This is a genomic window from Nocardia sp. NPDC003345, from assembly GCF_053589395.1.
Genome location: NZ_JBSFRU010000087.1, coordinates 1 through 19,793, shown reverse-complemented (window position 1 = coordinate 19,793; position 19,793 = coordinate 1). Strand labels below are relative to the sequence as shown.

General features: G+C 68.8%; 19 protein-coding genes. 7 read left to right on the top strand and 12 right to left on the bottom strand.

The window, feature by feature from the left end; all coding sequences use genetic code 11:
• Nucleotides 1-245 precede the first annotated feature (245 nt).
• The 6 genes from ACWDU1_RS12725 to ACWDU1_RS12700 all read right to left on the bottom strand — a co-directional run bounded on the left by ACWDU1_RS12725 (nt 246) and on the right by ACWDU1_RS12700 (nt 6,995).
• Entirely contained in the window at nt 246-671 is a 426-nt protein-coding gene (locus tag ACWDU1_RS12725) for a GyrI-like domain-containing protein (protein ID WP_449998145.1), read from the bottom strand.
• 5 nt (nt 672-676) lie between these two features.
• Entirely contained in the window at nt 677-1,138 is a 462-nt protein-coding gene (locus ACWDU1_RS12720) for a GyrI-like domain-containing protein (protein WP_449998144.1), read from the bottom strand.
• A gap of 180 nt (nt 1,139-1,318) precedes the next feature.
• Nucleotides 1,319-3,700 carry a transglycosylase domain-containing protein gene (locus ACWDU1_RS12715; RefSeq protein WP_449998143.1) on the bottom strand — a complete coding sequence of 794 codons (2,382 nt, stop codon included), beginning with the start codon at nt 3,698-3,700 and terminating at the stop codon, nt 1,319-1,321.
• A 62-nt stretch (nt 3,701-3,762) separates the two neighbouring features.
• On the bottom strand, nt 3,763-4,596 hold the full coding sequence (locus ACWDU1_RS12710) for a carbohydrate ABC transporter permease (RefSeq protein ID WP_449998149.1): 834 nt from the start codon (nt 4,594-4,596) through the stop codon (nt 3,763-3,765).
• 37 nt (nt 4,597-4,633) lie between these two features.
• Nucleotides 4,634-5,560, bottom strand: coding sequence for a carbohydrate ABC transporter permease (locus tag ACWDU1_RS12705; protein WP_449998142.1), 927 nt, complete (start codon nt 5,558-5,560; stop codon nt 4,634-4,636).
• A 151-nt stretch (nt 5,561-5,711) separates the two neighbouring features.
• Nucleotides 5,712-6,995, bottom strand: coding sequence for an ABC transporter substrate-binding protein (locus tag ACWDU1_RS12700; protein WP_449998141.1), 1,284 nt, complete (start codon nt 6,993-6,995; stop codon nt 5,712-5,714).
• A 264-nt stretch (nt 6,996-7,259) separates the two neighbouring features.
• On the opposite strand from ACWDU1_RS12700, the gene ACWDU1_RS12695 reads away from it, so the two are divergent.
• Together ACWDU1_RS12695 and ACWDU1_RS12690 are read left to right on the top strand one after the other, a co-directional pair.
• On the top strand, nt 7,260-8,132 hold the full coding sequence (locus tag ACWDU1_RS12695; RefSeq protein WP_449998139.1) for a DUF2786 domain-containing protein: 873 nt from the start codon (nt 7,260-7,262) through the stop codon (nt 8,130-8,132).
• Nucleotides 8,133-8,163: 31 nt separating this feature from the next.
• Nucleotides 8,164-8,691 (top strand): TIGR04338 family metallohydrolase, encoded by a 528-nt coding sequence (locus ACWDU1_RS12690; protein WP_449998137.1) that lies wholly within the window; start codon nt 8,164-8,166, stop codon nt 8,689-8,691.
• A 66-nt stretch (nt 8,692-8,757) separates the two neighbouring features.
• Here the strand turns inward: ACWDU1_RS12690 and ACWDU1_RS12685 are convergent, their stop codons facing one another.
• The 3 genes from ACWDU1_RS12685 to ACWDU1_RS12675 form a co-directional block, all read right to left on the bottom strand.
• Nucleotides 8,758-9,732 (bottom strand): o-succinylbenzoate synthase, encoded by a 975-nt coding sequence (locus ACWDU1_RS12685; protein ID WP_449998135.1) that lies wholly within the window; start codon nt 9,730-9,732, stop codon nt 8,758-8,760.
• 78 nt (nt 9,733-9,810) lie between these two features.
• Nucleotides 9,811-10,260, bottom strand: coding sequence for a hypothetical protein (locus ACWDU1_RS12680; RefSeq protein WP_449998133.1), 450 nt, complete (start codon nt 10,258-10,260; stop codon nt 9,811-9,813).
• Between the two features lie 76 nt (nt 10,261-10,336).
• Complete coding sequence (locus tag ACWDU1_RS12675; RefSeq protein ID WP_449998131.1) at nt 10,337-11,506, bottom strand: thiolase family protein; 1,170 nt, start codon at nt 11,504-11,506, stop codon at nt 10,337-10,339.
• Nucleotides 11,507-11,610: 104 nt separating this feature from the next.
• Here ACWDU1_RS12675 and ACWDU1_RS12670 point away from each other — a divergent pair, with 104 nt between their 5' ends.
• Complete coding sequence (locus ACWDU1_RS12670; protein WP_449998129.1) at nt 11,611-12,111, top strand: winged helix-turn-helix transcriptional regulator; 501 nt, start codon at nt 11,611-11,613, stop codon at nt 12,109-12,111.
• A 40-nt stretch (nt 12,112-12,151) separates the two neighbouring features.
• On the opposite strand, the gene ACWDU1_RS12665 is transcribed toward ACWDU1_RS12670, so the two are convergent.
• Nucleotides 12,152-13,225: an ABC transporter ATP-binding protein gene (locus tag ACWDU1_RS12665; protein ID WP_449998128.1), complete on the bottom strand. Its 1,074-nt coding sequence runs from the start codon at nt 13,223-13,225 to the stop codon at nt 12,152-12,154.
• Between the two features lie 226 nt (nt 13,226-13,451).
• Entirely contained in the window at nt 13,452-14,339 is an 888-nt protein-coding gene (locus tag ACWDU1_RS12660; RefSeq protein ID WP_449998127.1) for an NAD(P)-dependent oxidoreductase, read from the bottom strand.
• Nucleotides 14,340-14,572: 233 nt separating this feature from the next.
• Here ACWDU1_RS12660 and ACWDU1_RS12655 point away from each other — a divergent pair, with 233 nt between their 5' ends.
• From ACWDU1_RS12655 to ACWDU1_RS12645, 3 genes are all read left to right on the top strand, one after another.
• A complete protein-coding gene (locus tag ACWDU1_RS12655) occupies nt 14,573-16,462 on the top strand; it encodes an alpha/beta fold hydrolase (protein ID WP_449998125.1) in 1,890 nt (629 codons plus the stop codon).
• Between the two features lie 94 nt (nt 16,463-16,556).
• Nucleotides 16,557-17,426, top strand: a complete 870-nt coding sequence (locus ACWDU1_RS12650; protein WP_449998124.1) for an alpha/beta fold hydrolase — start codon at nt 16,557-16,559, stop codon at nt 17,424-17,426.
• Nucleotides 17,427-17,618: 192 nt separating this feature from the next.
• The gene (locus ACWDU1_RS12645) at nt 17,619-18,026 is read left to right on the top strand and encodes a hypothetical protein (protein ID WP_449998123.1); all 408 of its coding nucleotides are present in this window, start codon (nt 17,619-17,621) and stop codon (nt 18,024-18,026) included.
• A 95-nt stretch (nt 18,027-18,121) separates the two neighbouring features.
• Here the strand turns inward: ACWDU1_RS12645 and ACWDU1_RS12640 are convergent, their stop codons facing one another.
• Nucleotides 18,122-18,724, bottom strand: coding sequence for a TetR/AcrR family transcriptional regulator (locus ACWDU1_RS12640; protein WP_449998121.1), 603 nt, complete (start codon nt 18,722-18,724; stop codon nt 18,122-18,124).
• A gap of 78 nt (nt 18,725-18,802) precedes the next feature.
• Between ACWDU1_RS12640 and ACWDU1_RS12635 the strand changes: the two genes are divergently transcribed.
• Entirely contained in the window at nt 18,803-19,648 is an 846-nt protein-coding gene (locus tag ACWDU1_RS12635; protein WP_449998147.1) for an SDR family oxidoreductase, read from the top strand.
• Nucleotides 19,649-19,793 lie beyond the last annotated feature (145 nt).

The window sequence follows — 19,793 nt, the reverse complement described above, 5'->3', positions numbered from 1 at the left end:
TGACAGCAGACGCGGGCCGAACCCTTTGTGGGCCTCGCTGGACTCGGCGCCGGGAAGGTGGCCCGATTCTGGGGAGTGGCGGATTCGGATGTGGGCCGGGTGCGGGCGTGGGCGGCCGACGAGGGTGGCGCATCCGGATGTGGGCCGCGTGGGCGCGTGGGGTGGCGGCCCCGGGGTGGCGCATCCGGATGTTGAGGTGGGTGCTTGTAGTGGTTGGGGGGGTGCCGGGTGCGTGGGTTGCGGGGTCAGTCGAGGGAGACGTAGACCTCTACCGAGGTGGGGCCGATGTAGCGTTCCAGTTCGGCGGTGTGGGAGCGGGTTATGGTGCCCGCTTTCTCGGCTTCGCGGACCCTTGCCCAGGCTGTACGGAGTAGGTCGTAGGGCTTCTCGGTCACGACGAATTTGGCGTAGCGGCCGGTGGGGACGCGGGTGAGGACGTCGCCGGGATCCACTTGGTCCAGGGTGGTGATCTCGTAGCCGAGGACGGCTACGGCGTGGTCGTCCTGGCCGATATAGGCGGCTACGCGGGGTACGTCCTTCTCCCGGCTCAGGTAGCGGTCCCAGGTGAAGTTCACAAGATCCAGGTCGCGGGCGGTGACTTCGCGGCCGGCGAGGGGGATGGTGAGCCCGGCGACCATGCTTTCGTCCAGGGTGACGATCTCGAAATCCACTGTTCCTACCTGCCCGCCGAATCGTCTTCTGTAATCGCCACGAACACTTCGACCGTCTGCTCGTCCGGATAGCGCTCGTGGTCACCGGTGTAGGAGCGGACGAGGCGTCCGGAGGCCTCGGCGTCCCAGATGGCCCGCCACAGGGTCACGATGGTTTCGCCCAGGTCTTCACCGCTGAGGGTGAACCGGGCGTAGCGGCCGGCGGGGATCCGGGCGAGAACGTCGCCTGCCTGCAGATCGTCGAGGCTGCGGCAGCGGTAGCCGATGATATGGGTCAGGTACGAATTGATCTCGGGGGCGTGATCGACGAAGGCGCTGGCCGGGGGGCCGGGTAAGGACCGGGACAGGTTCCGTTTCCAGGCTTCCTCGACCTTGGTGCGGCGTGGGCCCTCCACGGCGAGGGCCGGGCTGCGAAGCACCATTCCCGCCACCAGCGTTTCCGGGCGGTCAACGACATTGAATTCCACCGGCGTAGCCCCTATGTCTCGTCATCCGTCGTCGCTCCAGCGCATATCCTCCCGCACGCCCGTCCCGGCACGAGCGTCGGCCCGGTGCCGGTCGGTCGGATGGGCGACATACTCACTCTGGCCAACGATGCTGCCACGTCGACCGTTCCCTCGGTGGGATCACGGGCGGAAATCCGTAGATCACGGTACGGGGATGGTCACTCCGGGCAGGATTTCCACCACACGCGGTGGTGGGGGCGGCGGTGGCGGTGGCGGCGGAGCGACCTCCGGCGCCGGGGCGGGCGCGGGGGCCGGTGGATCGTAATCGTTGTCGTACTGGGGCTCGGGTTGGGGAATGTAGGGTTCCGAGGCCGGCGGGATGACGATGAACGGCTGCTGCGGGGGCGGCGCCGGTTCGGGTTCCGGCGGTGGCGGTGGGTTGAGGATGTCGTACGGGTTGCGGCCCCCGGTGCTGTTGCCCCCGGCATTGCCCGACGGCTGTGGTGCGGGCGCGGCCGGAATGATCGGACCGGGCGGCGGAACCACTCCGACCTGCTCGGAGGGCGTATCGACCAGGGCGCCGTCCATGGTTCGCTTCCAGATGTCGGAAGGCATTCCGGAACCGTAGATCCGCCCGCCGCCGGCGGTCGTGATCGGCAGGTTGGCGTCGGTGCCGATCCATACCGCCGTCGACAGCGACGGGGTGAAGCCGACCATCCAGGCGTCTTTGTTCTGGCCGGTATCGCCGAGCTGGGTGGTGCCGGTCTTGGCGGCCGACGGGCGGCCGCTGAGTCCGTGACCGTTGGAGTAGTCGGCGATCGGCAGCATGGCCTGGGCCGTCCGCGCCGCCATATCCGGCGGAATCCGCTGTTCGGGAGGCGGCGGTTGTTCGCCGGTGCGCTGGTCGGGGGCGCCGCCGCGATCCAGCAGCACCGTGCCGTCGCCGCGGACCACCCGCTGCACGAAGTAGGGCTGGTGGTAGCGGCCCTCACCGGCGATGGTCGCGTAGGCCGACGCCATATCCATCGGCCGCACCAGATAGGTGCCGAGCACGATGGACGGCATCGGCGCTTCGCCCATCTCGGTGAGCGATTCCCCCTGCACGCCGGGAATGTCCTTCGGAATCCCGGCCTGGTGCGCGGCATCCGCGATCGCCTGCGGACCGTTGCTCATGGCCAGGGTGAGCCGGTAGAAGCTGGTGTTGAGGGATCGTTTGAACGCTTCCGACAGTGCGCACACGCCGCAGGATTCGTTCTCGACATTGCGTACGGTCACGCCGTTGACGTCCACCGGCGCGCTGTCGTAGGCCTGTGACAGCGGAATGCCCTGCTGGATCGCGGCCAGGACGGCGAAGGTCTTGAAGGCGGAGCCGGTCTGCACAGGCGCCTGGGCGAAATCGAACCCGATCCCGTCGGCGCCGCCGTAATAGGCCCGGACGGCGCCCGAGCGCGGGTCGATCGACACCACGGCGGTCCGCAGTTCCGGCGGCTGGCCGTCGAGGGAATCACCGGCGGCGGCCTGCGCGGCCTGCTGGGCGCGGGCGTCGATGGTCGTGGTGATCTGCAGGGCGCCGGTGTCGAGCTCCTGGTCGGAGATCCCCGCGGCGGCCAGTTCCCGCAGGACCTGGGTCTTGATATGCCCCTCCGGTCCACGGGTGGTGCGGGCGTCCTCCGGCGCCGGCGGGGGGTTGGTCGGCGGGAAGACCACCGCGTCGCGGTCGCCGGGGGCCAGCGCCTTCATCTCGACCATCCCGTTGAGGACGTAGTTCCAGCGTTGCAGCAGCTGGGGCAGCTGGTTCTCCGGATCCAGGCCCGACGGGGTGCGGATCAGCGCGGCCAGTACCGCGCCTTCGGCCACGGACAGATCGGAGACGGATTTCCCGAAGTAGACCTGGGCGGCGGCCTCGATCCCGTAGGCGCCGCGACCGAAATAGATGGTGTTGAGGTAGGCGGCGAGGATATCGTCCTTGCTCCATTCCCGCGCCATCTTCGAGGAGATGATGAGTTCGTGCATCTTCCGGCTCACCGTGCGTTCGGTGCCCAGGAAGGCGTTCTTCACGTACTGCTGGGTGATGGTGGATCCGCCGCCGGCGTTGGGGTGGCCGAGGGCGTTGTCCCGGGCGGCGCGCAGCAGGCCCGCGGTCGAGAAACCGGGGTTGGCGTAGAAGTTGCGGTCCTCGGCGGAGAGCACCGCGTCACGGACGTGCCGGGGCACCTTCGACAGCGGGACCGGGGTGCGGTTGCCCTCCGGAGGAACCACCTTGGCCAGGACGGTACTGCCGTCGGAGGCGACGATGGTGGCGGTCTGGTTCACCGGCACGGTTCCGGCCGCCGGAATCTCCGAACTCCAGTACACCAGCGCCACCAGTAACGCCGGGATCGCCACCAGGATGATGAACAGCCACAGGATCAGATGCCGGATCCGCTGCCCGCGGGTGCGCCGGGGCCGCGGATACTCCGGTGGCCGGGGCGGCCGGGGCCGCGTATCCGCGTCGAGCTTGTTCCAGCCGGCCAGGCTCGAGTACTCGGGTGGGTCGGGGGTGTTGCGGCCTCGCTGGGAACGGGACGAGCTGCTCACGATCATCTCCTTCCGGAGCGTCGGAAAAACTCAGGCGCACCACCGCCGGCCCCCAGGATACCCAGTGATCAGCTCTTGACCCCGCCTGCCGTGAGGCCCGAGATGATCCGCCGTTGGAACAGGAGTACCAGAATCACCAACGGCACGGTTACCAGCGTTCCGGCCGCCATAATCGCCGCATAGGGCTCTACCAGGGGATTGTTCCCGGAGAAGCGCGCGATAGCCACCGTAACCGGTTCCGTTTCGCTACCGGAAAGGACACGAGCCAGCAAGTATTCGTTGATGGCGGCGATGAAGGCCAGGATGGCGGTGGTGAAGACCGCGGGCGCCGCCAGCGGCAGCATCACCAGCCGGAACGCCTGCGTCCGGGTGGCGCCGTCGATCCGCGCCGCCTCTTCCAGTTCCCACGGCAGTTCGGTGAAGAACGAGGACAGGGTGTAGACGGTCAGCGGCAGTACGAAGGAGATGTTCGGCAGGATCAGGGCCTGGTACTCGCCGATCCAGCCGATCTCGGTGAACAGCTGGAACAGCGGCGTCACCAGGACCACCACCGGGAACATGGACGCGCCCAGGATGAGACCGGACACCACATAGCGGCCCTTGAAGGCGAGCCGGGCCAGCGCGTAGGCGGCCATGACGCCGATGATCAGGGCGATCGCAGTGGTGGCGGTGCCGATGATCACGCTGTTGAGCAGCGCCTTGCCGAAATCGTTACCGCGGCTGGTGTCGAAGACGTCGCGGAAATTGTCCAGGGTGACGTGGGTCGGCCAGGGCGTCGTCTCGAAGGTGTAGGCCGGATCGCGGAAGGCGGTCACCGCCATCCAATAGAAGGGGCCGAGCCCCCACAGGAGCACGATCAGCGCGCCCACATAGATCCGGGCCGACCCGAGGCGGCGCAGCAACGACGGGGTTCTGTTCTGCTGTGTAGTCACGCGGCCCTCACGCCTTCCGCTGTTCTTCCTGCGTCCGCACCGCGTTCGCGCCCAATATCTTCACGAGTACGAAGGCCGCCGCGAAGATCAACAGGAAGGTGATCGTCGAGAGCGCCGCCGCGCTGTTGGGACCCTGCCTGGTCTGATCGACCACCAGTACCGACAGGGTCCGGGTGGCCGGGAGATCGTTGGTCATGATCGCGGGCAGGTCGTACATGCGCAGCGCGTCCATGGTGCGGAACAGCACCGCGACCAGCAGCGCCGGCTTCAGCAGCGGCAGCGTGATCTGGGTGAACCGCTGCCACGCCGACGCCCCGTCGACGCGTGCCGCCTCGTATACATCGTTGGAGATGACCTGCAGCCCGGCCAGCAGCAGCAGCGCCACGAAGGGGGCGGTCTTCCACACATCGGCGGCGATCACCGCGAAACGGGCCGGCCAGGTGTCCGAGGTCCACAGGATCTCGGTACCGAACAGATTGTTGACCAGGCCGTCGTACTGGAACATGAATTCCCACAGCCGCGCCGTGACCGCGGTCGGGATCGCCCAGGGGATCAGCACCGCGGCGCGCAGCAGCGCCCGGCCGCGGAAGGTCTTGCCCATGACGATCGCCATACCGAGCCCGATCGCGACCTCCAGCGTCACCGTCACCACCGCGAAGAACAGGGTGACGCCGACCGCGCTCCAGAACTCGGCGCCGAGGTTGCCGGTCGGGCATTCGGTGGTGCCGCCGGTGATCACCTGGCATTGGCCGACCAGCCAGTGCAGGTAGTTGTAGAAGGTGCTCTCACCGTTGTCGACGAAACGGCCGGTGACGGGATCGAGCTGATCGTCGTAGTGGAACGACATCCACAGCGCCCGGATCACCGGATAGCCGATGACCACCGCGAGTGCCGCCAGTACCGGCGCGACGAACATCCATGCCCTGCCGGACATACGGAAATCGTCGAGCAGTGAGGTGGACGTCCCGCTGTCACGCTTCGCGTTCGCGGGCTTATCTGTACGGACCGACGCCTGCGCGTCCGTTCCGGAAGGATCCGACACCGTTCTCTCTCCTACGGGCTCGCCGGGTCCGGTTGAACCACTTCTACGATCCGGCTGTTTCGATGCCCTTCTGCATCCCGATGATCGCGTCGTTCACGGACTTGGTTCCGGTCAGGGCAGCATATGCGTTGTCCTGAATGGCTTTGGACACCGCCGGATAGAACGGGGTGACCGGTCGGGGCACCGCGCTGGCGATGGAATCCTTCAAGGCGGGCAGGTACGGCATCTTCGCGATGAGCGCCGGATCGTCGTAGATCGACGCCCGCACCGACGGCAGTGCGCCGGAGGCGATGATGTGCTGGGCTTCCTCGCTGATCAGGAATTTCAGGAAATCCAGCGCGGTGGCCTTGTTCTCGGAGTACGCGCTGATCGCGGCGTTGTAGCCGCCGAGAGTGGAGGCGCCGATACCGGTGTCGCCGGGCAGCGGGGCCACTCCGAACTTGTCCTTGACGGCCGACGATTCCGAGGAGGCGTCGCCGTAGGTGGAGGGCCAGCTGCGCAGGAACATGAGTTTGCCCTGGTTGAAGGCGGCGCCGCTCTCCGGCTCCTGGAAGGTGACGGCCTCGCGCGGGATATCGCCGACCTTGTACGCGTCCACCAGCTGTTCGAGCCCGGCGCGCGACTGGGGGCTGTTCACCGTGGGGGTGCGGCCGTCGGTGCCGACGAAGGTGCCGCCGAAGGCGTTGATCACCTCGGCGGTATTCACGGTCAGGCCCTCGTAGGGCGCGAACTGGCCCGCGTAGCAGCCGATCTGCTGCTCCCGCGCCAGCGGGCAGCTCGCCCGCATCTCCGCCCAGGTACGGGGCGCGTTGGGCACCAGGTCCTTGCGGTAGAACAGCAGGCCGCCGTTGGTGTTGCGGGGGGCCGCGTAGAGGGTGCCGTTGTAGGTGGCGCTGGCGACGGGAGGCGACAGCAGCGGAGAGGTGTCGATGGCGAACTGACCCTCCAGCGGCTGGATCCAGCCCTTGGCCGCGAACTCCGCGGTCCACGGCACGTCCATGGCCACCACGTCGTAGTCGGCCGATTTCGCGCGCATATGTTCGACCAGGTCGTCGTACTGCGCGGAGGCGTCGTTGGACTGCTCCTTGTAGGTGACCTGCTCGTCCGGGTGGGTCGCGTTCCAGCGGTCGATGACCTGCTTGACCGCGCCGGTCTCGGTGGTGTCCTTGCCCTCTACGTAGGTGATCGGGCCGCGGCCGTCCTGGTTCATGCCGAGCTGTTCTTCGGTATCGGCGGTGTTGCACGCGGTGGCGAAGGTCACGGTCAGCAGCGCGATCGGCGCAATAACGAGCGCGGCGCGCAGAGACGGCACCTTCTTGAAAGCCATCGCGGAACTCCAGGGTCGATACGTGAGCGGCAGCACAAGGCAACATACATGGTGTGCCCGGCGCGTGTGGGGTACTCCTGTGCGGAAGTACAGTCCCGGCTTTCGTCCGGGTCCGCACCCGGGACCCCGGCACCGGGAATACCCACAGGTGGACGGGGTTCGAGGGTGCCGCGGCCGGTGGCCCGCGACCACGGAAGTCGGGTCACGGATGCGATGGCGTCGATCACAGCGGGGGTTCCGGGACGCCTATTAGGCTGATCCGCGATGTCCACCGCGAACGCAGTACCCGACCGCCTGCTGACGAGGATCGGCGGACTGCTGCGCCAGGCCGAGTCCACCGACAACGAGCACGAGGCCGAGGCGTTCATGGCCGCCGCGCAGCGGCTGGCCACCCGGTCCTCCATCGATCTGGCGGTGGCGCGGGCGCATACCCGGGGCCGGGAGCGGGCGAGCGCGCCGATCCAGCGGATGGTGCCGATCGGCGAACCGGGCCGCAAGGGTCTGCGCACCTATGTGCAGCTGTTCGTGGCCATCGCCGCCGCCAACGATGTGCGCTGCGATGTGGCCCGCAACTCCACCCAGGTGTACGCCTACGGGTTCGCCGCCGATATCGGGGTGTGCGAGGCGCTGTACTCGAGCCTGCTGGTGCAGATGGTGCGGGCCTCGGACCGCTACATCAAATCGGGGGCCTACCGGTCGGCGACGGTGGAGAAGCTCGTCGTCGAACGCCGTGCGGGCCGCCGGGTGCGCCGGACGGTGCGGGTACCGGTGGCCGGGGTGACGGCGCGGCTGAACTTCCAGATGGCGTTCGCGGCGCGGATCGGGATCCGGCTGACCGAAGCGAAGACCGAGGTGGAGCGGGCCGCCACCGGGCGGGCGCTGGATCCGGCCGAACCGGTGTCCGCCGAGCAGGCGGCGGGCGCGGCGCTGGCCCTGCGCGACAAGGAACTCGCGCTCACCGATTTCTACGGGCGCAATTCGGAGGCGCGCGGGACCTGGCGCGGGCCCGATACCTCCACCGGATATTCACCGGACGCCCGGCGGGCCGGTGATCGGGCGGGCCGGGTGGCGCGGCTCGGTACGGCGCCGGAACTCGACGCGGCCAGGTCGGGGCTCACCGCCCGACCGGGTAATTGACCATGCGCGTCTCCCGGGCGGCGGGGCCGCGGTGACGGCGGTGCGGGATACCCAGCGCGCCAGGGTGTACGACGCCGAACAACTCGTGCGCACGATCTTCGACCGGGCCGCGCAGTTCGGGAACTACACCGTGGAGGTGCACGGCTCCGGGCTGACGCTGCCGGTGGAACGGAAATTCGCGTCGGCGGAGTCGGTGCAGCGATATTGCGATCGAGTGCTGGCGCTGGACTGGGTCGGCCGGAAGTGGGACCGGGCACGGACGCCGATCCGGGTGCGGGCCCGGGCGGGAACGTTTGCCGCCCACTACGAAACGGAATCCGCGGTGCTGGCGGTTCCGGTCCACGCGGGCCGGCCCGGTGACGGAACCTCCTGGGCGCTGCGGGAACTGGTGGTGCTGCACGAACTGGCCCACCACCTCGAACCCGCTCCGGATGCCGTCGCCCCGCACGGTCCGGAATTCTGCGCGCGCTATGTGGCCTTGGCCGAGGGTGTGATCGGCCCGGAAGCCGCACTGCTGCTGCGCATCACCCTGCACGACTGCGGTGTCCGGTTGGGGTGAGTCACCCGAACGGTGGCGGCGCGCACCGCGGCCGCCGCGCGAGCGTGTGGTGGAATCGGGAGGTTGTCAGCGAGCCCGATCCCAGAGCCGGTGGAAACGTTCGGTCCACCAGGCGGTGCGTTCCGGGTCCGGGTGGCGGTACTTCTCCAGGAGCGCGGGATCGGGTCGCGGTGGGGTGTGCGGAACCGGGAGGAATCCGTCCACGGGCCGCAGCGATTCGGCGACCAGATCACCGTCGAACAGGGTGACGGTGCCCAATCCGCAGGCGTGCCCGAGTTCCGGCAGCGCGCCGGCCAACGCGAGCTGGGCGGACAGACCCACACTGGTCTCGAGCGCCGAGGAGATCACACACGGCAGCCCGGCCGCCGCGGCCACCTCCAGCGCTCGCCGCACCCCGCCGAGGGGAGTGCATTTGATCACCGCGATATCCGCGGCCCCGGCCACCGCCACCCGCATCGGGTCTTCGGCCCGGCGGATGGATTCGTCCGCCGCGATCGGTACCGCCACCCGGCGGCGAACCGCCGCCAGCTCTTCGACGGTCCGGCACGGCTGCTCGACGTATTCCAGACCGCCTGCGGACCGGTCGATCTCGCCGATATTCGCCACCGCGGTGTCCACATCCCACAGTGCGTTGGCGTCCACCCGGATCGCGCCGCCGGGCCCCAGCGCCGACCGGACCGCCTCGACCCGGGCCAGATCCTCGGGCAGAGATCCGGGATGGTCGGCGACCTTCACCTTCGCGGTCCGGCAACCGGACCTTGCCACGAGGTCGTGGGCCCGCTCCGGGGCGACCGCCGGCACCGTGCAGTTGATCGGGATACGTTCACGTACCGGCTCCGGCCAGCCTGTGCCCACCTGTTCGATGGTGGTGGCCAGCCAATGCGCGGATTCCCGATCGTCGTATTCGGGGAACGGGCAGAACTCCCCCCACCCACGCGGTCCGCGAACCACCACCCCCTCGCGCACCGTGATCCCCCGGAACTTCGACCGCATCGGAATCGCATAGACGACGAGGGTGTCGATCTCGGGTAGCTCGGTCACCGGTCCCACAGTAGTAGTGCTGCAGAGCAGGGCCGGTCGTCCGGAGCGAGCTCGAACTGCCGGACGGGAAGCCGGCCGTCAGTCGGCGAAGATCTCGTCGATCTCGGTCGCCGTGATGGCGCGGTCGAACCAGCGATCGAGGATCTCGAGGTCCGTGCAGGCCCGGATGCGCTCTCTGGAATGGTCGGGGACAGTGATCCCGCGGGCCTCCAGCAGCCGCAGAGTTTTTTCGATACCTTCTTCGACCCGGCCTTCGGTATGCCCTTCGGCCAGTCCTTCGACACGGCCTTCGGCGAGCCCCTGGGCGCGACCTTGGGCGCGTCCCTCGGCGCGCAGGCGCTGCGAGGTACGCGAACGATAGAACGACAGGTCCACGCTCATCAGTGTGCTCCAGGTTTTCGCGGCTCGGGTCGCGCCGAGGCCGAGTTCGGTGAGTTCGGCGAAGACGTGAAAATCTTCCTCGTCTTCCAGTTCGTGCAGGGCATCGGCGAGCGTCTTCAGTATGGCCCGCACCGCGTTCGCGTCCACCGGATTGTCCCTGCGGAACAGTTTTCGGTGCGAGCGATGCCGGCCCTCGGGCAGGGCCGGCATCGGTGGGGGTGATTCAGAGGCGTTCGAGGATGGTGGCGTTGGCGAGCCCGCCCGCCTCGCACATGGTCTGCAGGCCGTAGCGGGCGCCGCGATCCCGCATGGCGTGCACGAGGGTGGTCATCAGCCGGGCGCCGGACGCGCCGAGCGGGTGGCCGAGGGCGATCGCGCCGCCGTTGACGTTCACCCGCCCGGGGTCGGCGCCGGTGTCGTGCTCCCAGGCCGTGACCACGGAGGCGAACGCCTCGTTGATCTCGATCAGGCCGATATCGTCGATGGTCAGCCCGGCCCGGTCCAGGACCTTGCGGGTGGCGGGGATGACGGCGGTGAGCATGAACAGCGGATCGTCGCCGGCCACCGCGAAACTGTGCAGCCGGGCCAGCGGTCGTAGACCCAGTTCCCGGGCCTTGTCGCTGGTGGTGATCAGGACCGCGGCGCTGCCGTCGCTGATCTGGCTGGCGGTGGCGGCGGTGATGTTCCAGCCGATCTGCGGGAACCGCTGCGCCATCGCCTCGTCGTAGTAGGCGGGGCGCAGCCCGGCGAGGGTGTCGAGGGTCGAGCCGGTGCGGATGCCCTCGTCGGTGTCGAGCCCGGCCAGCGGGGCGAGTTCGGCCGCGAAGCGGCCGTCCTTGGTGGCGCGGGCGGCCTTCTCGTGACTGGCGAGTGCGAATTCGTCCAGTTCGGTCCGGGAGATCCCCCATTTCGCGGCGATGAGTTCGGCGCTGATCCCCTGGGGCACCAGTCCTTCGGGGTACCGCTCGGTGAAACCCACGCCGGAGATATCGTCGGCGCCGCGCGCGCTCGCGCCCATCGGTACCCGGCTCATGGATTCGACGCCGGTGGCCACCACCATGTCGTAGGCGCCGGCGATCACACCCTGGGCCGCGAAGTGCACCGCCTGCTGGCTGCTGCCGCACTGCCGGTCGACCGTCGTCGCCGGGACCGATTCCGGGAAGCCCGCGGCCAGGGCGGCACGGCGGGTCATGTTCACACCCTGTTCGCCGACCTGGCTCACGACCCCGCCGATCACATCGTCGATCAGCGCGGGATCGATCCCGGTGCGTTCGACCAGGGTGCGGAGGCTGTGTGCCATGAGGTCCACGGGATGGACCGAGTGCAGGGCTCCGGTGGGCCTACCTCGCCCGATCGGGGTCCGGACCGCATCGACGATGACCGCGTCTCGCATGGTGATTCCTTTCGCCGCCAGAGCTCGACTCTGACTAAAGTTATCTAAAGCCAGATTAACCCCTGACATGACCCGAGGCAAGTCAGGGTGGATATGATGGACCGATGGCAGCCGTGATGGAAGGCCCGCTGGCCGATCTGAACTCGTGGAAACCCGACCACTGCTCGATAGCGATGGCGCTGGATGTGGTCGGCACCCGGTCGGCGATCCTCATCCTGCGGGAGGCCTACTACGGGACCACCCGCTTCGACGGGTTCGCCTCCCGGCTGGGAATCACCGACGCCGCCGTCTCGGGCCAGTTGCGCAAGCTCACCGCGGCGGGGCTGTTCACCAAGCAGCCCTATCGCGAGGAGGGTAAACGCACCCGGCACGAGTACGTGCTCACGCCGAAGGGGCGCGATCTGCTCCCGGTGGTGCTCGCGTTGATGCAGTGGGGAAACGCCCACCTGCAACCGGGCCCGGCGCCGCTGGACCTGGTGGAGGCCGCGACGGGAGATCCGGTGCGGGTTCAGGTGCGCAGCGAATCCGGTCGCGAGATCGGTGTGGACGAACTGGGCGTACGGCTCAACGAGCGGTGGCGCGCGAGCCGTCGCGCACGTTCGTGACAGGGGTCCCGCCCGCGGGCGGGACCCCTGTGTGACGGGTCTAGTTCAGGCGGCGGCCGTCGTCGGCGCCGAAGAAGTAGATGTGTTCCGGGCCCGGGGTGAGCGACACCCGGCTGCCCTTGGCCGGCGGATTGCGCCAGTCGCTACGGGCGACGATGGTCTCCACGCCCTCGGTGACCTCGGCCGGGCGGCCGTAGATGAAGGCGTCGGAACCGAGTTCCTCCACCACATCCACCTCGATCTCGATACCGGAGTCGCCGGCCTCCAGGTGTTCCGGGCGAATGCCGACGGTTACCGAGGCGCCCGCCTCGTCGGCCACCGAGCGCGGCAGCGGCAGCGAGTATCCGCCGATCCGGACCGCCCCGCCGGATACCGGCAGGGTGAACAGGTTCATCGCCGGCGATCCCATGAACCCGGCGACGAACACATTGGCCGGGTCGCGGTAGAGATCGCGCGGGGCGGCGCACTGCTGCAGCAGGCCGTCGCGCATCACGGCCACCCGGTCGCCCATGGTCATCGCTTCGACCTGGTCGTGGGTGACATACACCGTGGTGGTGGCGAGCCGGCGCTGCAACTGCGCGATCTGGGTGCGGGTCTGCACCCGCAGTTTCGCGTCCAGGTTGGACAGCGGTTCGTCCATCAGGAACACCTGCGGATCGCGCACGATCGCCCGCCCCATCGCGACGCGCTGACGCTGGCCGCCGGACAGCGCCTTGGGCAGCCGGTCCAGCAGCGGTTCGAGGTCGAGCAGCCGGGCCGCCTCGAGCACCCGCCGCTGCTTCTCGTCCTTGCCGACCTTCGCCAGCTTGAGCGCGAAGCCCATGTTCTCGGCGACGGTCATATGCGGGTACAGCGCGTAGTTCTGGAAGACCATCGCGATATCGCGGTCCTTGGGATCGGAATGCGTCACATCCCGGTCGCCGATCAGGATGCGGCCGCCCGAGACTTCCTCGAGGCCCGCCAGCATCCGCAGCGAGGTGGATTTTCCGCAGCCCGACGGGCCGACCAGCACCAGGAACTCACCGTCGGTGATCTCGAGCTGCAATTGATCGACGGCGGGCGTTTTGGCCCCCGGATACTGCCGGGTGGCGCGATCGAAGGTCACCGTGGCCACGGCTTGTTCACTTCCCTTCACCGGTTGGAACACGCGAAGTGGAGCGAATTCGCAACATGTGCGTGGTCATGGCGTCAGAGGCTACCGCTGGTGTTCTCGGGCTCCGCATGGTCTGTCCTTTTCGGAGCGTTATCGTGCCAGCGAACACCCCGGCTGTCCACCCATTCGGCGGTATCCGCGCACCCATTGCCGGACCCACCCGCGCGGCCCCGGCCCCGGGATCCGTCTACCGGCCGCCGCCCGGTGCGAGTAGCTCGAACAGCGCGGTGACGCTCTGCTCGCCGCGGCCCTCGGCCACGGCCCGGCGCAGGAGGTCGTGCATCGGAGCGTGCCAGGACATATCGACGCCGGATTCCCGGGCGAGTCGCTCGTCGTCGCCGATACCGCTGTGGAACAGCCCGACCGACGATCCCAGCCGGCCGTAGTCGCCGCTGTCGATCTCCGCGGCCACGACCGGGAGCAGCGAGGTGATCATCTCGAGCCATTTCGCCGAATAGGGCACCATCGAGGCGGCGGGGATACCGCGTGCGGACAGCAGCGCCGCGCCCTCGAAGAAGCCCAGCAGCGTGGGCAGCAGGGTCGCGCCGACCGCGGATTCGTAGAGCGCCGCCAGATCCGGCTCCGGCCCGAGGTGGACGATATCGCCGCCGAGTACCCGGAGCGTGCCGGTGAATTCGTCGAACACCGCGCGCTCGCCGCCGAAGTACAGCAGCGTGTCCGGTTTGCCCACGGCCGCCGGCACGTTCTTGATCGCGCCGCCGAGGACCCGGGCGCCGTGGGCGCCGGCCCACTGTGCGAAGGTCCGGGCGTCGGAGGGTATCGCGCTGCTCAGGGTGACCAGGGTGCGTCCGGCCAGCGAGTTCTCCACGGGCCCGAGACTCTCCCGGGCGTGGTTCAGCGAGGTGGTCGCGACGATGATCAGGTCGGCGGCGGCGACGGCGTCCGCGATATCGCGGTGCAGCACCGCACCTGCGCCGATCAGAGGCACGGCGCGTTCGGGGGTGCGGTTCCAGACCGTCGTCGGATGCCCCGCCGCGAGGAAGGCTTCGGCCAGCGCCCGGCCCATCGAACCGGTACCGAGCACGGTGACCGGTCTGCGTTGCTCGTTCGTCACTGCGACTCCGCTCGTATCCGCGTGGAGCCCGCGGCTCCACCGTGCGGCCGAGTATTCGGCGGTTCGCGGGACCGGGCCAGTACGCACTTTTCCCTCCGTACCCGACCTCCGGGTAAGGAACCAGGTCCGGGGCCGCGGGTGTGATGTGAGTCATGGTGCTGTGAGGTTGACCCTGCCGCGACGGCCGGGAGTGTGCTGGGTTCGCAGACCCGCGCACTCCGGAAGGATCGAACATGGCGTTGCCCGAATTCATCTCGGTCGAGGATTTCTTCGCCGAACCGGTCCGCTCGGCGCCGTCGATATCGCCGGACGGCACCCGGATCGCCTACCTCGCGCCGTGGCGGAACCGCCTCAACGTCTGGGTCCAGGGACTGGATTCCGATACCGAGCCCCGATGTGTGACCGCCGACGAGAACCGCAGTGTGCAGAGCTACCGCTGGACCGCCGATTCCCGCCGGCTCCTCTATATCCAGGACGGCGACGGTGACGAGAAATGGCATCTGTTCCGGGTGGATCCGGACGACCCCACCGCGGCGGTCGATCTGACGCCGTTCGACGGTGTGACGGTATTGCTGATCGACCTGCCCACCCGGCAGCCCGGGAAGGTACACGTGCATATGAACAAGCGGACGGTGGAACTCTTCGATCTGTATGAGATCGATATCGCCACCGGCGAACTCACCGTGCTCGCGGAGAACCCGGGGTCGGTGGCACTCTGGATCCGCGGCCACGACGGTGAGATCTACTGCTACGGGCTGACCGCCGACGGTGATCTCGAATTCGCGCGCTGGGATCCGGAAGCCGGGGTGCCGCGCCGGATCGCGACCTTCGCCGGTGCCGACTACCCGATGGGTGTGGCGCCTGTCGTACCGACACCGGACGGCGACGGCGTGTGGATCGGCTCCAACACCGGTTCCGACCGGACGCGGCTGGCGCGCTTGGATCTGCGCACCGGGGCGGAGACGGAAGTGGACAGCCACCCGCGGTTCGACCTGGACACCCGGTCCGCGGTGAGCCCCGCGTTGTACGCTCCGCTGATTCTCGACCCTGCCACCGGTGAGTTGCTCGGCGTGCGCTACTTGGGCGAGCGGCAGACCATCCACGCGATCGACGAGCGTTTCGCATCGGTGCTGGCGAATCTGGAGAAACTCTCCGACGGCGATCTCGGCGATATCTCCTGCGACGAGTCGGGACGCCACTGGATCGTCACCTTCGTCCACGACCGCGACCCACAGCTCGCCTACCACTACGACCATTCCACCGGTGCGGCCCGGCTGCTGTACCGGCCGTATCCGCACCTGGACCCCGCGGCGCTGGCGCCGATGACGCCGGTGTCGATCCCGGCGCGCGACGGTCTGAACCTCCCGTCGTACCTGACGCTGCCCGTGGGGATCGAGCCGCGGAACCTACCTCTGGTGGTGATGCTGCACGGCGGACCGTGGTTCCGGGACAGCTGGGAATTCGATCCGCCGGCCCAGTTCCTGGCGAACCGCGGTTATGCCGTGCTTCAGGTCAACTTTCGTGGATCGACCGGTTTCGGAAAGTCGTTCGTGCAGACCGCGATCAGGGAGTTCGCCGGCGCGATGCACGACGATGTGATCGACGCGGTGGAGTGGGCGGTGGGCCGAGGCTATGCCGACCGGGAACGGGTCGCGATATTCGGCGGCTCCTACGGCGGGTACGCGTCGCTGGTCGGCGTGACCTTCACGCCGGACGTATTCGCCGCCGCCGTCGACTACGTGGGCATTTCGAACCTGGCGAACTTCCTGCGCACCATCCCGCCGTTCTCGAAACCGCATCTGGCCAACAACTGGCATCTGTTCGTCGGCGATCCCGGCGATCCGGAGCAGGAGGCCGATATGCTCGCCCGCTCGCCGATCACCTATGTCGACAGGATCCGGACGCCGCTGCTGGTGGTGCAGGGGGCCAACGACGTGCGCGTGGTCCGCGCCGAATCCGACAATCTCGTGGCGGCGCTGCGCAATCGCGGGGTGGAGGTCGAATACCTGATCAAGGACGACGAAGGGCACGGGTTCGTGAACCCGGAGAACCGGATCGATATGTTCCACGCGGTGGAGCGGTTTCTCGCCCGTCACCTGGGCGGCCGGCGCGACGCGACCTGATTCCGGCCGAATTCACCGGCGTGGCGTGCCCCGGTGAATTCGGCGCGGTGGTGTCGTCTGTAATGCGGGGTTCCCGAACGAAGGAGATTCGCCGATGGCCATCACCGAGACCCGCACCGTCGCCGTCCCCGGTGCGACCTTGACCTATGACGTGCACCCGGCCGTGACATCCGGCGGGCACGCGCCGCTGCTGGTATTCGGCTCCCCGATGGAGGCGGCCGCGTTCGGCACCCTGATCGGTCATTTCACCGATCGCACGGTGCTGACCTACGACCCGCGCGGCACCGGTCGCAGCCCGCAGGACGATCCGCTCGCGGCCGGGGATCCCGTCCGGCACGCCGCCGATCTGCAGGCGGTGCTCGACCACGCCGGGGTCGGGCCGGTGGATATCTTCGCCACCAGCGGTGGGGCGGTGAACGCACTGGCGTGGATCGCCGGCCACCGCCCGAAGGCGCGGACCCTGGTCGCGCACGAACCGCCGACCACGCAGTTCTCCCCGGACCGCGAGATCGTGGAGGCGGTGGTCGCCGATATCGCCGATACCTACCAGGCGCGGGGCGAGGGCCCGGCGATGGCGAAATTCATCGCCCTTGTTTCCGCGCAGGGCCCGCTGCCGGCGGGCTACCCGCAGGCCCCGGCGCCCGACCCGGCCGCGTTCGGACTGCCGACCGCCGACGACGGTTCTCGCACCAATCCGCTACTGGGACTGAATATGCGGACCTGCACGCCGTACGTCCACGACCTGGACGCCCTGCGTGACGCGCCTACGCGGGTACTGATCGCGACCGGCGCGGGGTCGGGAGAGCAGTTCGCCGCGCGCGGTGCCCGCGATTTCGCGAACGCGGCGGGGTTGGAGCATGTGGTGGTGCCCGGCGATCACACCGGATTCCTCGGCGGGGAGTACGGCCAGATGGGTGAACCGGACGCCTTCGCCGCCGCGCTGCGCCGGCTGCTGGACGACTGAGCCCCAGAGCCGCGGGGGTGGCGAACCGGTGATCGCTTCCGCGCGACCCCGATCGGTTGTGTGGCGCCCGTTTTCGCCTGTGATCGGGTCGAATTCCGTATCAGCGGAGGCGTCAGGGCGGTATCAGCCCGGCATCAGCGGGGCCCGCGAAAGTACTCGTATTCGCACCACACCGATTACGAGGAGCACACCATGACCATCACCCTGACCGCCCAGGACCAGGCCACCGTTCGTACCGCCGCCTACGGCGCCGTATCGCTGATGTCGGCCGCCGACGTGGCCGGGTCGCCGCACAAGGCCGCCACCGCGGGTTCGCTCGCACTGTGGTCGTCAACCGGCCCGATCGGCCATGTGCTGGCTGCGAAGTCGAAGGATATCGAGTTGCGGGGTAAGACCGTCGCCCAGCTCGCCGACCAGGTGCTGCCGGCGCTGACCTCGGCCATGACGCTGCTGAAGGCACAGGATCCGGCCGAGGCCGCCAACTTCCGCGGCGCTGTGCTGGTCGCGGTCGAGGCGTCCACCCACGCCGGTAAAGGCGCGCCGGGCCCGGCGCTGTCCGAGATGACCCGCAAGATCACCGCCGCCCTCGACGCCGCGTGAGTTGGCGGGATCCGGCCGGGTCCGCCCGGCCGGATCGCCCTCGGCGGCCACCGGCAGTGGACCGGCGCGGCGGGTCCGCGCCGGCCCGGGCCGGGCTACGAGAGCCGGTCGGGGGCCGGGAGGGATTCGAGCCAGCGTAGGAGCCGCGTGCCCTCGCGGGTCATGATGTCCGGGTCCCGCAGGGCGTTCGCCAGCAGTGACATGCCCTGGTAGGCGGCGACGAAGGTGAGTGCCAGGTCGTCGGGGTCCGCCAGGCCCAGTTCGCGGAACTGGCGTCCGGCCCAGTCCAGCAACCGCCGGATGACCGCGCCGGCCTCGGCGTCGAGGATTCCGTCACCGCGTTTGTCCAGTTCCACGGCCAAGGTGCCGGTGGGGCAGCCGTAGCGGGCGGCGATATCGCGCTGGTCGATCCAGGCCTCGATCAATGCCGCGAGGCGGTCGCGCGGATCGGCCAGCCCGTCCAGCCGGCCCGTGAGTTCGTCCAGATGCGCGCTGTGCTCCGACAACGCGGCCGCGACCAGTTCGTCCTTGGTCTTGAAGTAGTAGTACACGTTCCCGACAGGGACATCGGCCGCCCGCGCGATATCGCCGAGAGTGGTGCGTTCGACTCCCTGTTCGTGCAGAACCCGGGCGGCCGCCGCCGTCAGCCGTCGGCGCTTCTGTGAAGCTCCCGTCCGGCGGCTCACTGAGTTGGTCACCCAACTAACTATAGACAGCATGCGCCGCGGCTGTTAAGTTCTTAGTTAGTCAGTTAACTAACTAAGAACGGGGTCGTGATGATCGCGGTAATCGGAGCCACCGGCAATATCGGCAGGCCGCTCGTGCGGCTGCTGACCGAGGCGGGCGAGGAGGTGACGGCCATCTCGCGGCGACCTCGGCCCAGCGAAACGGCGACGGGGGTCCGGTGGGCTCGGGCCGATATCGGGACCGGGGCCGGCGTGCGGCCGGCCCTCGAAGGAGCGCGCGCCTTGTTTCTTCTGCTGGGCGGTGATCTGAACAGCCGGGGCGAAAGCCCGGACGCGCTTCTCGGCCTGGCCGCGGACGCCGGAGTCGAGCGGATCGTCCTGGTGTCGTCGCAGGTGAGTGCCACCCGCCCCGAGGCGCTTTCGCACGCCCGCCTGCGTGAGTTCGAGTCGGCTGTCCGAGCCGCCGGGCGCGATTTCACCATTCTGCGGCCCGGCGGTTTCGCGTCCAACGCTTTCGCCTGGGCCGAGACCGTCCGCAGCGAGCGCACGGTTTTCGCGCCATTCGCGGATGTGGCACTGCCGGTCATCGATCCGGCGGATATCGCCGCGGTCGCCGCGGCCGCACTGCTCGAGGACGGTCACGCCGGCCGGGTCTACGAGCTGACCGGCCCGGAGCCGATCGGCCCGCGCCGGCAGGCAGCGGCCATCGCGGAGGCTCTGGGCGAGGAAGTGACCTTCGTGGAACTGTCCCGAGAGGACGCGCACGCCCGCATGGCACAGTTCATGCCCGAGCCGGTGGTCACCGGCACCCTCGATGTACTCGGTGTCCCACTCGCGGCGGAGCAGCGGATCAGTCCGGACGTGGAGGCGGTCCTGAAACGGCCCGCCGCATCGTTCTACGAGTGGGCGGCTCGCCATGCGCAGGTGTTTCGGTAGGGGCCCGGCCGCGCCGGCGACCGCCGGAGCGTGGGGCGGGTGTCAGCGAAAGGTCCGGCGTCGCTCCCGGGAGGGGTCCGGGCTTTCGCCCCGGCTGTTCAGATCACCGCCCAGCAGAAGAAACAAGGCGCGCGCTCCTTCGAGG